The sequence below is a fragment of the Goekera deserti genome (assembly GCF_010685995.1).
Taxonomy (GTDB): domain Bacteria; phylum Actinomycetota; class Actinomycetes; order Mycobacteriales; family Geodermatophilaceae; genus Goekera; species Goekera deserti.
Genome location: NZ_JAAGWK010000010.1, coordinates 361,023 through 374,295, shown reverse-complemented (window position 1 = coordinate 374,295; position 13,273 = coordinate 361,023). Strand labels below are relative to the sequence as shown.

Here is a 13,273-nt window from a genome sequence, read left to right as displayed (position 1 = left end):
GCCGGCACCTGCGGGCGCGCCGGGTGGGTGATGCTGGGTGCGTGACCACCACCGGACTGCAGCCGCCCCCGGCCGCGACCGACCGGGCCGCGCTCACCGTGCGCGGCCTGCGCAAGCAGTACGCCGGCCGGTCCGTGCTCGACGGCGTGGACCTGGAGGTGCGCGCCGGGGAGTGCTTCGCGCTGCTCGGCCCGAACGGCGCCGGCAAGACCACCGCCATCGAGGTGCTGGAAGGCGTCCGCAGCCGGGACGCCGGGGAGGTGACGGTGCTCGGCGAGGACCCGGCCACCGCCGGGCGGGCGTGGCGCGCGCGGATCGGGGTGGTCAGCCAGGGCGAGGCGGCCGGCCCGGCACTGACCGTCCAGGAGACCCTCGACCACTTCGCGGCCTACCACGCCACCCCGCGCAGCACCGCCGACCTGCTGGACGCGGTGGGACTGGCCGACTCGTCCGGCACCCGGGTGGCGCGGCTGTCGGGAGGCCAGCGTCGCCGGCTCGCGGTGGCGCTGGGCGTGCAGGGCCGGCCGGAGCTGGTGTTCCTCGACGAGCCGACCACCGGCATGGACCCGGTGGCCCGGCGGCAGTTCTGGCAGCTGATCCGCGAGCTGCGGGCCGCGGGCACCACCGTGCTGCTGACCACGCACTACCTGGACGAGGCCGCCGAGCTCGCCGACCGGGTGGGCGTGATCGCCGCGGGCCGGCTGGTGGAGGTGGCGCCGCCGGACGAGCTGGGCGCGGCGCTGCGCCGGCAGGCCACCGTCCGCTGGCTGGACGACGGCGCCTGGCGCGAGGTGCGCACCGAGCAGCCGGCCGCGGTGCTGCGCGACCTGCTCGCCGAGCACCCGCACGGTGAGGTGCCGGGGCTGGCCGTGACCCGGCCAGGCTTGGAGGACGTGTACCTGCAGCTGGTCGGTGCCGGGGCGCCGGAGGTGGACGCGTGAGCCGCCCGGCACCGCCGTCCGCGGCCCGGATCGCCCTGGCGCGGGTGCGGCTGGAGCTGCGGCTGTTCGCCCGGGAACGCCAGCTGGTGGTGTTCTCCTTCGCCTACCCGGTCGTGATGATGGTCGTGTTCGGGTCGGTGCTCGGCGGCACGACCACACCCGGCGGCATCCCCTTCCCGGCCTACTTCCTGGCCGGCATCGCCGCCACCGGGATCATGCTGACCAGCTTCCAGGCGCTGGCGGCGTCGATCGCGGTGGAGCGGGAGACCGGTCAGCTGGAGCGGCTGCAACTGCTGGGCGCCCCGCCGGTGGCCTACTTCGCCGGCAAGGCCGGGCAGGTGCTGGTGACCACGGCCGCGCAGCTGCTCGTGTTGCTGCCGGTGGCGCGCTACGGCTACGACGTGCCGATGCCACCGGACCTCGCGCACTGGGTCACCTTCGCCTGGGTCGCGGTGCTGGGGGCGCTGGCCGGGACGGTGCTGGGCATCGCGGCGTCGGCGTTGCGGGGGAGTGCCGCGTCGGTGACCACCGGGGTGTCGGCGATCGCGATCGTGCTGCAGTTCTTCTCGGGCGTGTTCTTCGCCTTCCCCGAGCTGCCCGGCTGGATGCAGCAGGCCGCCGCGCTGTTCCCGCTGAAGTGGCTCACCCAGGGCATGCGCTCGGTGTTCCTGCCCGAGCGCGCCGCGGCGTTCGAGGTGGCCGGCGGGTGGGAGCACGGCCGCACCGCGCTGGTGCTGCTGGCCTGGGTGCTGATCGGCCTGGCTCTCTGCAGCCGTACCTTCCGCTGGCGCCGGTGATGCTCACGCATCATCCAGCATGATGCTATGATGCGTCCGTGCGGACGACCGTGACCCTTGACGACGACACGGCGCAGCTCCTGCAGGAGCGCATGCGCCGGCACGGCATCTCCTTCAAGCAGGCGCTGAACGACGCGCTCCGAGCCGGCTTGACGGCGGATGCGCATCGGCCGGCCTTCGAGGTCAGGTCCGTCGCCATGGGCGCGCCGCGAGTGGACCTGGACAAGGCGCTGGCGGTGGCGGCCGACCTGGAGGACGACGAGCTGATCCGCAAGATGGCCATGCGCAAGTGAAGGTCGTCGACGCGAACGTCCTGCTCTACGCGGTCAACACCGACAGTCATGGCCATGCGCGCTCGAAGGCCTGGCTGGAGGCCGCCTTCTCCGGGCGCGAGGTCGTGGGCCTGCCGTGGGTGGTCATCCTCGCGTTCCTGCGGATCTCCACCCGGGCGGGCTTGTTCGACCGTCCGCTCACGGTGCCGGAAGCCATGGAGCACGTCGAGTTGTGGCTCGCCCAGCCCGGCTGCGTCGTCATCGAGCCGACCGCCCGACACCTGGCTGTGCTGCAGGGTTTGCTGGACGACGTCGGGACGGGCGGCAATCTCGTGAACGACGCGCATCTCGCTGCGTTGGCCGTCGAGCACGGCGCCACGGTCGTCAGCTGGGATCGCGACTTCGCGCGCTTCGCGGGTGTCCGGACCGAGCTGCCCGGCTGATCGGGAGCGGCGTTCCGGGCCGTACCCTCGACTCCCGTGGCTCTCTCCATCGGGATCGTCGGTCTGCCCAACGTCGGCAAGTCGACGCTCTTCAACGCCCTGACCAAGAACGACGTGCTCGCGGCGAACTACCCGTTCGCGACGATCGAGCCGAACGTCGGGGTGGTCGGCGTGCCCGACGACCGGCTCGGGAAGCTGGCCGAGGTGTTCAGCAGCCAGAAGACCATCCCGGCCACGGTGAGCTTCGTCGACATCGCCGGCATCGTGCGCGGGGCCAGCGAGGGGCAGGGCCTGGGCAACAAGTTCCTGGCCAACATCCGCGAGAGCGACGCCATCTGCCAGGTGATCCGGGTGTTCACCGACCCGGACGTGGTGCACGTCGACGGCAAGGTCTCACCCGCCGACGACATCGAGACGATCAACACCGAGCTGCTGCTGGCCGACCTGCAGACCCTGGAGAAGGCCGTGCCGCGGCTGGAGAAGGAGATGCGCAAGGACAAGGAGCGCGCGTCGCTGCACAAGGCCGCCGTCGAGGCGCAGCAGGTCCTCGACACCGGGAAGACCCTGTTCGCCGCCGGCGTCGACGCCGAGCCGCTGCGCGAGCTGGGCCTGATGACCACCAAGCCGTTCCTCTACGTCTTCAACATGGACGCCGACGAGCTGGGCAACGAGGAGCTGGTCGCCGAGCTGCGCGCGATGGTGGCGCCGGCCGAGGCGATCCTGCTGGACGCCCAGACCGAGAGCGAGCTGGTCGAGCTGCCCGCCGACGAGGCCGCCGAGCTGCTGGCCTCGATCGGGCAGGACGAGCCGGGCCTGGACCAGCTGGCCCGCGTCGGCTTCCGCACCCTCGGCCTGCAGACCTACCTCACCGCCGGCCCCAAGGAGTCCCGGGCCTGGACGATCCCGGTCGGCGCGACCGCCCCGCAGGCGGCCGGCGTCATCCACTCGGACTTCCAGCGCGGCTTCATCAAGGCCGAGATCGTGAGCTTCGACCAGCTGATGGAGGCCGGCTCCATGGCCGCCGCCAGGACCAGGGGCTGGGTGCGCATCGAGGGCAAGGAGTACGTCATGGCCGACGGCGACGTGGTGGAGTTCCGCTTCAACGTCTAGCGGATCACCAGGTGGGCAGCTGACCTGCGTGACGTCCCGCTCTGACCTGCGGCGACGAGGTGTCGGCAGTCAACGGTCCGTGGCGAAGCGGCGGACGTCGTCCGCGGTGAGCCGGGCCTGGTACGGGTCCCTCAGCGAACGCGGGATGGTCGGGCTGGCCCACTCGCCGACCAGCGCGAACGTCTCGTCGTCGGGGTCGTCGGCCCTCAGTCGTCGTGGCAGCTCCAGTGCGTCGAGGGCTGCCGTGACCTCCTCCCGATCAGGGAGCAGGAGGTGGTAGGCGGTCCAGGCGCGCAGGAAGGAGTCGAGGTCCTCGCCGAGGATGCCGAGGCACCCAGGTTCGAAGACCGAGCCCACCCCCACCACGAGTGGGCGCCCGGGCGTGGCGGCCGGCACCCAGAGTCCGATCGGGTCCCCTCCACCGCCGGTCCCGATCAGCACCAGTTCCTCCGGCACCGGCCACTCCCACCCGCGGTACGTCGTCGACGCACGGGCCACGGTCAGGTCGTGTTCACGCACCAGGGGGAAGAGGACGAGGTCCCCCGCGAGCCAGGAGCCGCCGTCGTGTCGGGCGTACAGCTCCCGGAACGCCGGCGGCATCCGCCGTCCTGATGCTCGCTCGACCTCGGCCAGGTCTCGAGGTGACCCCGGGCCCCCGGGCTCGTGCAGCCCCGCGCTCGCCGTCCACGCCGCCAGGACCCGCTGATCGAGCATGCGGGAACCCTAGGAGGCCGACCGGTCGCGCCGTCGTCGCCGTCCATCACCGTCGACAGCGAGCAGCAGGTCCGGGTCGGCAGGACACGCACGGATCAGCCACGGCGACGCGAGCTCCCGGGTGAGGATGGGGCATCGTCGGAGGCCCGCCGGCACACCCGTCGGGCCCTGGGAGTCGGAGGCACCGTCATCACCACGACATGGACCTGGACGGCGAGGTGGGTGCTCGTCTGCACGGTGCTCGCCGGCTGCGGTGCGGCGACCGAGGAGCAGGCCGGCGGCCCGGCGCGACCGGTGGACCAGGTCGTCCCGGACGCCGCCCTGGCCACGTGCGTCGCCGACGCCGCCGGCCTGCCCGACGCCACCGCGACGGCGACCGACGCAGCGCTGGCCGAGATCACCGAGCTGCACTGCGACGGCCAGGCGACGGGGCAGCGGATCGCCTCGCTCGAGGGAGTGCAGGCGTTGACGGCGCTCGGCGAACTGGACGCCCCGCGCAACGCCATCGCCGACCTGACGCCGCTGGCCGAGCTGCCGGCCTTGGGCACACTGACGCTCACCGACAACGCGGTGAGCGACCTGTCGCCGCTGGCCGGACTGGGGCTCTCCGACCTCGGTCTCTCGCTGAACCCGATCAGCGACCTGCGCCCGCTGGCCGGGACGACGACGCTGCGCGCCCTCGGAGTGGCCTCGGCGCAGGTCACCGACATCAGCGCACTCGCCAGCCATGACGGGCTGGCCTCGCTGGACCTGTCCGGCAACGCGATCACCGACGTGTCGCCACTGGCCGGGCTGCCGAACCTGGACACCCTGCGCCTGTCCCGCAACGCCGTCGTCGACCCCGCGCCGCTGGGCACCGTGCCCACGCTGCTGGTCCTCGACCTCTTCGGCAACCAGATCAGCGACGTCACCGGCCTGGCCGGCGCACCCCTGCTGCAGGAACTGCAGCTCGGCGCCAACCCGCTGACCGACCTCACCCCCCTGGTGCAGGTCCGGACGCTGGTCAACCTGGGACTGGACGAGACGGACTCGATCGGCCTGACCGGCATCGAGCAGCTGCGGGCGGCCGGGGTGTCGGTCAACGGCCTGGCCTGACGGCGTCCCCCCAGGGGGCGGCCGACCAGCCACGCGCCACGGCCAGGACCGTCGCAGCAGCTCGGCCACCTCGCCGGCATCCCGTCCCACGGCGGTCCCGCGGTGGACGGCGTCAGGAGATCGACAGGTCCTGCAACCCGGTGATGCTCTCCAGGGGCACCGCCACGCCCTCACCGCCTCGGGTGTCGAAGACCTCCAGCTCGAGGACCCGGCCCGAGGCCACGTGCAGGACGACGTCGACGTGTCCGAGCGCGCGGGACCGGACGGCGAGCACGTCGTCCCGGCCGGTGCCGGACAGCTGGGCCACCCGCTGCGGGGGGATCGCCGGTGCGTCCGTCCGGAGTGCCACCGAGGAACAGCCGCATCCACAGACGGCGGTGACCAGCGCGGTGCGGACCTGCTCGTGCAGCAGCGGCTCGTCGACGAACGCGGCGAGCTCGGCGAGCAGCCGGGTCTCCTCCGGACCGGGACACCGAGGCGGGTGGAGTTCGTGCCACACGGGCGCCCTGACGCCGGGCGGGTCGGTCACCGGCGGACCGTGGGACGTGGCCACCGCGTCGGCAGCAGACCGGCCGGAGCGGCCGTCGCGAGACCGGTGACGGGCGCGGGCATCACCCGGGATCGCCCACCCGACCAGGAGGTGACGTCGCCGCGCACAGCGTGGACGGTACGTGCCCGACCGGCGTCCCCGCAGGTCGTCGGGCCGGCTCAGGCAGCGAGGGCGTGGTGGTGGCAGCGGCCACTGCTGCCGGCGCGCGCGGCGCAGGGCGCGCCGGCGCGGGTCAGCCCACCGGTGTCGCCGCACCGGACCGGCTCGCCCGACGCCACGGCGACGGGGGCGACCAGGACCGGCCGGGTGAAGGGCAGCACGACGGCGTCGTGGCCGGTGTCCTGCACCGACGGGACCTCGACGACCGCGAGCTGACGGCGGGCCGACATGCCACGCAGCGCCGCGGCTGCGGTCAGTCCGGCGGTGAGGGCGGCGACGGCGGTGGCGACGTGGCTGGTGCGCATGCGCTGTCCATCGGCAGTCCGGGCGTCAGGTGGTACCGGTTCCCCGAGCCCGAGCCCGAGCCCGAGCCAGAGCCCGAGCCCGAGCCAGTTCAGCCCAGCAGTGTGAGCAGGTTCTGCGCCGACCGGTTCGCCTGGGCCAGCATCGCGGTGGCGGCCTGGGTGAGCACCTGGTTGCGGGCGAGCACGGTGGTCTCCCAGGCCATGTCGGCGTCCCTGATCCGGGACTCCGACGCCGCGGTGTTCTCCATCGCCACGCCCAACCGGCTGATGGTGTGCTCCAGCCGGTTCTCCAGCGCACCCAGCTCCGCGCGGGTCGACGTCACGTGCGCGATCGCCCGGTCGATGACCGCGATGCCGCCGCTGGCCCCGGTGTGGCCGCTGTAGGTGGGGGTCAGCCGGACGGCGTCCGCCGCGGTCGACGCCGGGCCCGGGACGGCGCCGGTGAAGGTCAGCCCGCCGGCGCTGCCGGTGAACGGGGTGTGCCCGGTCTGGAACACCGGCATCGCGGCCGCGGTGAGCCTGGTGAGGAAGTCCGTCGAGGTCACCGCTCCGGTGTAGTCGACGCTGCCCAGGTCGAACGTCTTCCCGTCGTAGGTCAGGGTGCCGCCGAGCGCGGCGAAGCTCGCCTCGTAGACACCCGGTGTCACGTGGTCACCGGCCAGCACGAGCCGGCCGGAGGCCGGGACGCCCTGCGCCGCGGACACCGCCGGGAACACCGTCGCGGCCAGGTCCACCGGTGCTCGGGTGACCGACACCGCTCTGACGCCGAGGCCGTCGGCGCCCATGCCGGACCCGGGCCGGCCGATCCGGATGGGGATCGTCTCGCCCACGTCGGCCCCGACCTGCAGCACCGTGTCGAAGCTGCCGTCCAGCAGGGGCGTGCCGTTGTACGTGGTGGCCGCGGCGACGCGGGACAGCTCCTGCTGCAGCTGGGTGACCTCGCTCTGCACGGCGGCCCGGGCGCCGGCGCTCAGCCCGCCGTCGTTGGCGGCCTGGACAGTCAGCGCGCGCATCCGCTGCAGGATCGTGGTCGTCACGTCCAGCGCGCCGTCGGCGATGCGGACGATGCTGATCCCGTCCTGGGTGTTGCGGATGGCGCGCGCCATGCCGTTCACCTGGGAGCGCAGGCCCTCCGCGATCGCCAGGCCGGCGGCGTCGTCGGCGGCCCGGTTGATCCGCTGCCCGGACGAGAGCCGTTCCAGCGAGCGGGTCATCGAGTCACCGGCCCGGGCGAGCGACCGCTGCGCGCCCAGCGCTGCGACGTTGCTGACGATGCTCATGGGCACGGCGTCCACCTCCTGTCCGGCTCCCTCGACCGGTCATCGGCCGCCCACGAGCTGGTCGGTACCGGAACGGCCAGGTGCCTGTGCTGATGACGGCGTGCCCCCGGCGCACCGGCCCGGCTACCGTCCTCGACGTCCGCGACCAGCAGCCGGGTGGCCTCGCCACCGCGGGTCCTGCACGTCGGGTCGCGGACGGTGCCACATGTGCAGGCGTCTTTCGGAACGCACGGGTTCGAGTCCTGAGAGCCGTCCGGCACGTGGTCGTCCCGGCATCGGCGGTCTGTGGCGCTGCGCGCGCCCCCCCCCGTCCGGTGCCCGACCGCGTGCCGGACGGTCCGTGCCGACCGGGCGCACACAGCAGGAGAGGAGCGGGTCGTGCGGGTCGTCGTGCAGGAGTGGGAGCGGGTCCTGGTGTACCGGGACGGCCGCTTCACGACCGAGCTGGGTGCGGGTCGGTACCGGCTGCGGCGGCGCCGGCACGCCGTCGTCCGGGTCGTCGTCCGGCCGCGGCTGGTCGTCGTCGGTGGGCAGGAGGTGCTCACCGCCGACGGGCTGTCGGTCCGGTTGAGCCTGGCGGTCACCTCCCGGGTCGTCGACCCGCGGCGCTGGCACGAGGCCGTCGAGGACGCCGACGGCTTCGCCTACGCGGGCCTGCAGGTCGCCCTGCGGGACGCCGTCGCCGACCGCACCCTCGACGAGCTGCTCGGTGCCCGGGGCGAGGTGGGCGAGCGGGTGCGCACCCTCGTGGAGCCCACCGTCGCGGCCGTCGGCGTCCAGGTGGAGACCGTGGCGCTGCGGGACGTGATGGTGCCGGCGGAGCTGCGGCGGGCCGCGGCCGAGGTGGCCACCGCCCGCGCGCAGGGCCAGGCGGTACTGGAACGGGCCCGGTCGGAGGTCGCGGCCACCCGGGCGTTGGCCAACGCCGGGCGCATGCTGACCGGCAACCCGGGCCTGCTGCAGCTGCGCACCCTGCAGGCGGTCGAGGCCGGTGGGGCGACGGTCGTGCTCACCCCGGGCCCAACCGGGGTGGGCCCGGCCTGAGCCGGTGCCCCGCGGCGCCGTCCGGACGACGGCGGCGCGGGGTCGCCGGACCGTCGGGTGCCGGACGCGCGCCCGTCACACCCGGCACCTACGCTCCGAGCGACGACGCCCACGCACCGTCAGGGGGACAGCTGTGGAAGCCGGCACGGACACGCTGCAGAAGGCGCTGCAGATCAACCTCGACCCGCGCTGGTACGGCACGATCGCCGAGATCGGCGCCGGTCAGGAGGTCGCCCGCTGGTTCTTCCGCGCGGGCGGCGCGGCCGGCACGGTGGCCAAGTCGATGTCGGCCTACGACATGTCGGTCAGCGACGCCGTCTACGGCAAGAGCGACCGGTACGTGTCCAAGGGCCGGCTGCAGGCCATGCTCGATCACGAGTACGAGCTCAACGTCGACCGCCTCGGCGACGAGCGTGGCGACGAGACGGCGTTCTTCGCCTTCGCCGACACCGTCGTCGCCCGCAGCTACCGCGGCGGCAACGAGTGCCACGGCTGGATGGGCGTGAAGTTCCAGTCGCACCCCCGCGACGAGGCCAGCCAGATCGTGCTGCACGTGCGGATGCTCGACGACGAGGCGGCGCTGCAGCAGGAGGCGCTCGGCGTCGTCGGGGTCAACCTGCTGCACGCCGCGTTCTTCACCCACCACGAGCCCGAGCGCCTGGTGGAGAGCCTGCTGGACCGGCTGACCACCGGGCGGATCGAGATCGACATGATCGAGCTGCGGGGCATCGAGTTCCGCGCCGTGGACAACCGGCTGATGGCGCTCAAGCTGGTGCAGGTCGGGCTCAGCGGGGCCGCGATGTTCGCCCCGGACCGCCAGGTGCTCCAGCCCAGCGAGGTGCTGCGCAAGAAGGCGATCCTGGTCGAGCGGGGCAGCTTCCGGCCGCCCACCGTGGTCAACATCGACATGCTGGAGGCGGCGCAGGCGCGGTTCGAGGCCGACCCCGCCGTCGCCGGGCGCGACGTCCTGGTGCTGACCGAGCTGACCATGGCCAACCTGCGGGCCGGTGGCGACGTCGACCGCCGCGACTTCCTCGCCCGGGCCGACCTGCTCGCCGCCTGCGGGATGACCGTGCTCATCTCCGACTTCGCCGCCTACCACCGGCTGGCCGCCTACCTGGCCTGGCGCACCGACGGGCGGATCGGCATGGTCATGGGCCTGCCCAGCCTGATCAGCCTGTTCGACGAGGCCAGCCACGCGCAGCTGCCCGGCGGCATCCTGGAGAGCTTCGGCCGGCTGTTCAAGAACGAGCTGCGACTGTTCGTCTACCCCATGCTGGACGACGGCGAGGTGGTCACCGTCGACACCGTCCGGGTGTCCCCGGAGCTGCAGCCGCTCTACGACTACCTGGCCGGGCGCGGCAGCTTCGTCGGGCTGGACGAGTACAAGCCGGAGTACCTGCCGATCCTCAGCCGCGACGTGCTCAAGCGGATCCCCACCGAGGACGAGAGCTGGGAGTCCATGGTCCCGGTCGAGGTCTCCGAGCTGATCCGCAAGCGCGGCTTCTTCGGGTACAACCGCGCTCGCTGACGGAACACCCGGCCCGCGGCGTGGGGGCGGGGCATAGCATCGCCCGGTGAGGCCCTTCCTGCTGCTGGCCTCCCGCGCCGAGGACGAGGCCGCGCAGGACGAGTACGCCGCCTTCCTCCGCGCCACCGGCCTGGCCCCGGAGCAGCTGCGGCACGTGCGCATGGAGGCCGCGCCGCTGGGTGACCTGCGGCTCGACGACTACTCCGGCGTCCTGCTCGGCGGTGGGCCGTTCAACTCCAGTGACCCGCCGCAGACCAAGTCGGCCGTGCAGCACCGGGTCGAGGCCGAGCTGCGCACCCTGCTCGACGAGGTGGTCGACCGGGACCTGCCCTTCTTCGGCGCCTGCTACGGGATCGGCACGCTGGGCGTGCACCAGGGCGGCGTCGTCGACCGGGTGTTCGGCGAGCCGATCTCGGCGGTGCCGGTGACGCTCACCGCCGAGGGGCTCGCCGACCCCGTGCTCGCCGGGATGCCCGAGCGCTTCGACGCCTTCGTCGGGCACAAGGAGGCCTGCCGGGTGCTGCCGCCGTCGGCGGTGCTGCTGGCGTCGTCGCCGGCGTGCCCGGTGCAGATGTTCCGGGTTCGGCGCAACGTGTACGCCACCCAGTTCCACCCCGAGCTGGACGTCGCCGGCATCCTCACCCGGGTGCGGGTCTACCAGCACGCCGGCTACTTCCCGCCCGAGGAGCTCGACACCCTGGTCGAGCGGCTCTCGCCCGCGGTGGTGACCGAACCGGCCCGCATGCTGGCCGCCTTCGTCGCCCGGTACGCCTGATCCCGGCCGGTCGTGGCGTGCCCGGCGGGGCCCGCGACTGCCGATGAGGGACAGCGGACCCTGCGCCGCCGGGTGCCCCGTCGCCGCAGGAGGAGATCAGCATGGCCGGTCGGATCCGCCCGATGCTGTGGGCGTCAGGGGTCGACGTCGACGCCGCCGAGCAGCACCGGGAGACCCGCCGGTACGCGACGTTCGGTGCGCTGATCTGCCTGATGACGCTCTGGTCGGCCGGCGCGATGTTCACCACGGCCCGGTTCACCCTCGGCCTGGCGCTGCCGCTCGCGCTCGCCGCGGCCGCCGTGTTCGGCGGGGTCATGTTCAGCATCGACCGGCTGATCAGCCAGATGACCATCGAGAAGGACACGCTGCGCTACCGGGTCGGGCACGTGCTGCTGGTCCGCGGTCTGCTGTCGGTGGTCATCGGGATGGTCGTGGCGCACTCCAGCCTCACCTTCCTGTACGCCGCCGACATCCGGCACCTGGTCGCCGTCGACGCCGCCGCGGCCGCGTCGCGGGAGGTGGCGCTGGTGGCGCAGAGCGCCCCGGAGACCGAGCGGATCGCGGCGCTGGAGGCCGAGGTGGCCCGGCTGGACGCCGAGGTGGCCGCCGCCTACGCGCGCACCGACGAGCTGAAGGCGGCCTGGGTGGCCGACGCCATCCCGGTCAACGGCACCAACCGGGCCGCCAACGGCAACTACGCGGGCCCCGGCGACGTCGCCGACCCGCTGCGGCGGGAGTGGGAGACCTACCGCGACGTCGCTCTGCCCGCCGTGCTGGCCGCGCGCGACACCGCCCTGCCCGGGCTGCAGGCGCAGCTGGCCGAGCAGCGGCAGGCGCTGGGGCAGCGCCAGGACGCCGCCCACGACGCCGCGACCACCACCGGTCTGAGCGCGGAGAGCCGGGCCTTCCTGCAGCTGCTCGGCGACGACCCGACCGTGTGGCTGTGGCTGCTGTTCTTCGTCGTCCTGGACCTGGTGGTGGCCGGCCTCAAGGCGTTCTGGCCGGCGTCGGAGGTGGACAAGGCCAAGCGCGCGGTCATCGCGGAGACCGCCGCGCAGGCCGAGTTCAACCGCACCGACACCGCGATGGCCGCCGCCTATGCCCACCGCGCCCGCCGCGCGGCCGAGGTGTACATGGCGCTGACCGACGCCGACGCCTCCCGGGAGATCGCCGCGGCGGTCGCCCGGGAGCAGCAGGGCACGACCGCCGCCGCGCGGCTCGGCGGGCGGCAACCGGAGACCCGCGAGCTGCGTCCCCGCCGGGGCAGCCGGCTGCCCTCCCGCGGCTGACGCCGCGGCCAGGCCCACCACGGGCGTTGCCAGCTCTCCCGAGCTGTCGTGGGTCGTCGCCGGCCACGCCCTCGCAGCGGGTCAGCCGCCCGGGACGGCGGCGCGGTCGCGCTCGGTCTCGCCCACGGCGGACGACAGCACGTCGGCCGGCCGGGTCAGCCGCAGCAGGTGCAGGACGGCCAGCATCGCCACCGCCCAGCCGGCCAGCACGAACAGGTCGCCCAGGTGCACGCCGTGGTTCCACGACAGCCGGGTGACCACCGGACCGTCTTCCAGGTACTCACCGGTGACGAGCAGTACGGCGAACCCGGACACGACCGCCGCCAGCACCACGGCACTCGCCCAGCGCAACATCCCCCGACCGTAGCGCGCTCAGCAGGGCGCCGGTGGCGCCGTGGACACCCGCCCCCCTTGTCCGGGGCGTCAGGCCTGCCCGGACCGCCGGCGCAGGCTGCTCCCGGTCACCGAGGCGACCTGCTGCAGCAGGCTGGCCGCAGCGCGCCGACCACCTCCGGTGGCAGCTCCAGCCCGAGGACCGACGGCTCCCGGGACAGTGCGGCCAGCGCCCGGCGCTGTGCGGTCAGCTCGGCCAGCAGCCGCTGGTCCGTCCGCATCCCCGGGGCCGTGGCCCGCGAGGCGGGTGGTCGCAACGGGCGCGCGGGTGCCGGGGGCGCGGGCCGGCGCAGCCCAGGGTCGTCGGCGTCGAAGCGCACGGCTCGGCTCCGAGCGGCGAACCGGAGCCGCACCACCTGGTGCAGGACCGGCGGCACCAGGCCGCGGCCGCCCGGGGGTGCCGCCACCCGGCTGCGGAACACCTCGCCGGCCGCGGTGCGCACCTCCACGGTCCACTCCTGCCCGGGTCCGGCCGGAACTGCGACGACCACGCCGGTCGCCGTTTCCCAGCGCTTCCAGAACACCTCGGCTGCCTCCTGCGTGTCGGCCGCGTCGACGCGGGTGCCGGCCATGGT

General features: G+C 73.9%; 16 protein-coding genes. 10 read left to right on the top strand and 6 right to left on the bottom strand.

Features of this window, described 5'->3' with window-relative positions:
- The first annotated feature begins 41 nt into the window (after positions 1–41).
- The 5 genes from G1H19_RS09155 to ychF are packed head-to-tail and all read left to right on the top strand — an operon-like array spanning position 42 to position 3,563.
- Positions 42–941: an ABC transporter ATP-binding protein gene (locus G1H19_RS09155; protein WP_162393090.1), complete on the top strand. Its 900-nt coding sequence runs from the start codon at positions 42–44 to the stop codon at positions 939–941.
- On the top strand, positions 938–1,738 hold the full coding sequence (locus G1H19_RS09150) for an ABC transporter permease (RefSeq protein ID WP_162393091.1): 801 nt from the start codon (positions 938–940) through the stop codon (positions 1,736–1,738). Before G1H19_RS09155 ends, G1H19_RS09150 begins: the two co-directional genes overlap by 4 nt.
- Before the next feature lie 38 nt (positions 1,739–1,776).
- The gene (locus tag G1H19_RS09145) at positions 1,777–2,031 is read left to right on the top strand and encodes an antitoxin (protein WP_162393092.1); all 255 of its coding nucleotides are present in this window, start codon (positions 1,777–1,779) and stop codon (positions 2,029–2,031) included.
- Positions 2,028–2,453, top strand: a complete 426-nt coding sequence (locus G1H19_RS09140) for a type II toxin-antitoxin system VapC family toxin (protein WP_162393093.1) — start codon at positions 2,028–2,030, stop codon at positions 2,451–2,453. The genes G1H19_RS09145 and G1H19_RS09140 overlap by 4 nt, the downstream gene beginning before the upstream one ends.
- Before the next feature lie 36 nt (positions 2,454–2,489).
- Positions 2,490–3,563, top strand: a complete 1,074-nt coding sequence (gene ychF, locus G1H19_RS09135) for a redox-regulated ATPase YchF (RefSeq protein WP_162393094.1) — start codon at positions 2,490–2,492, stop codon at positions 3,561–3,563.
- A 69-nt stretch (positions 3,564–3,632) separates the two neighbouring features.
- Here ychF and G1H19_RS09130 read toward each other — a convergent pair whose 3' ends face one another.
- Complete coding sequence (locus tag G1H19_RS09130) at positions 3,633–4,277, bottom strand: SMI1/KNR4 family protein (RefSeq protein WP_152729979.1); 645 nt, start codon at positions 4,275–4,277, stop codon at positions 3,633–3,635.
- Positions 4,278–4,499: 222 nt separating this feature from the next.
- Between G1H19_RS09130 and G1H19_RS24475 the strand changes: the two genes are divergently transcribed.
- A complete protein-coding gene (locus G1H19_RS24475; RefSeq protein ID WP_152729978.1) occupies positions 4,500–5,372 on the top strand; it encodes a leucine-rich repeat domain-containing protein in 873 nt (290 codons plus the stop codon).
- A gap of 112 nt (positions 5,373–5,484) precedes the next feature.
- Here G1H19_RS24475 and G1H19_RS09120 read toward each other — a convergent pair whose 3' ends face one another.
- The 3 genes from G1H19_RS09120 to G1H19_RS09110 form a co-directional block, all read right to left on the bottom strand.
- Positions 5,485–5,901 (bottom strand): hypothetical protein, encoded by a 417-nt coding sequence (locus tag G1H19_RS09120; protein ID WP_152729977.1) that lies wholly within the window; start codon positions 5,899–5,901, stop codon positions 5,485–5,487.
- 179 nt (positions 5,902–6,080) lie between these two features.
- On the bottom strand, positions 6,081–6,386 hold the full coding sequence (locus G1H19_RS09115) for a hypothetical protein (protein WP_152729976.1): 306 nt from the start codon (positions 6,384–6,386) through the stop codon (positions 6,081–6,083).
- A gap of 89 nt (positions 6,387–6,475) precedes the next feature.
- Positions 6,476–7,666: a flagellin N-terminal helical domain-containing protein gene (locus tag G1H19_RS09110; RefSeq protein ID WP_152730136.1), complete on the bottom strand. Its 1,191-nt coding sequence runs from the start codon at positions 7,664–7,666 to the stop codon at positions 6,476–6,478.
- A 378-nt stretch (positions 7,667–8,044) separates the two neighbouring features.
- Here G1H19_RS09110 and G1H19_RS09105 point away from each other — a divergent pair, with 378 nt between their 5' ends.
- The 4 genes from G1H19_RS09105 (at position 8,045) to G1H19_RS09090 (ending at position 12,305) form a co-directional block, all read left to right on the top strand.
- Positions 8,045–8,710 carry a slipin family protein gene (locus tag G1H19_RS09105; RefSeq protein ID WP_162393096.1) on the top strand — a complete coding sequence of 222 codons (666 nt, stop codon included), beginning with the start codon at positions 8,045–8,047 and terminating at the stop codon, positions 8,708–8,710.
- Between the two features lie 133 nt (positions 8,711–8,843).
- Positions 8,844–10,241, top strand: coding sequence for a TonB-dependent receptor (locus G1H19_RS09100; RefSeq protein WP_162393097.1), 1,398 nt, complete (start codon positions 8,844–8,846; stop codon positions 10,239–10,241).
- 46 nt (positions 10,242–10,287) lie between these two features.
- On the top strand, positions 10,288–11,016 hold the full coding sequence (locus G1H19_RS09095) for a glutamine amidotransferase (RefSeq protein ID WP_162393098.1): 729 nt from the start codon (positions 10,288–10,290) through the stop codon (positions 11,014–11,016).
- Between the two features lie 101 nt (positions 11,017–11,117).
- Positions 11,118–12,305: a DUF4407 domain-containing protein gene (locus tag G1H19_RS09090; RefSeq protein ID WP_152729974.1), complete on the top strand. Its 1,188-nt coding sequence runs from the start codon at positions 11,118–11,120 to the stop codon at positions 12,303–12,305.
- 81 nt (positions 12,306–12,386) lie between these two features.
- On the opposite strand, the gene G1H19_RS09085 is transcribed toward G1H19_RS09090, so the two are convergent.
- Entirely contained in the window at positions 12,387–12,659 is a 273-nt protein-coding gene (locus G1H19_RS09085; protein WP_152729973.1) for a hypothetical protein, read from the bottom strand.
- A 107-nt stretch (positions 12,660–12,766) separates the two neighbouring features.
- Positions 12,767–13,270 carry a hypothetical protein gene (locus G1H19_RS09080; RefSeq protein ID WP_152729972.1) on the bottom strand — a complete coding sequence of 168 codons (504 nt, stop codon included), beginning with the start codon at positions 13,268–13,270 and terminating at the stop codon, positions 12,767–12,769.
- Positions 13,271–13,273 lie beyond the last annotated feature (3 nt).

Bases quoted from the DNA above. Each gene is read 5' to 3' on its own strand.
- G1H19_RS09130 (WP_152729979.1), bottom strand. From the start codon at position 4,277: ATGCTCGATCAGCGGGTCCTGGCGGCGTGGACGGCGAGCGCGGGGCTG.
- G1H19_RS09115 (WP_152729976.1), bottom strand. From the start codon at position 6,386: ATGCGCACCAGCCACGTCGCCACCGCCGTCGCCGCCCTCACCGCCGGA.
- G1H19_RS09110 (WP_152730136.1), bottom strand. From the start codon at position 7,666: ATGAGCATCGTCAGCAACGTCGCAGCGCTGGGCGCGCAGCGGTCGCTC.
- G1H19_RS09090 (WP_152729974.1), top strand. From the start codon at position 11,118: ATGGCCGGTCGGATCCGCCCGATGCTGTGGGCGTCAGGGGTCGACGTC.
- G1H19_RS09085 (WP_152729973.1), bottom strand. From the start codon at position 12,659: ATGTTGCGCTGGGCGAGTGCCGTGGTGCTGGCGGCGGTCGTGTCCGGG.
- G1H19_RS09080 (WP_152729972.1), bottom strand. From the start codon at position 13,270: ATGGCCGGCACCCGCGTCGACGCGGCCGACACGCAGGAGGCAGCCGAG.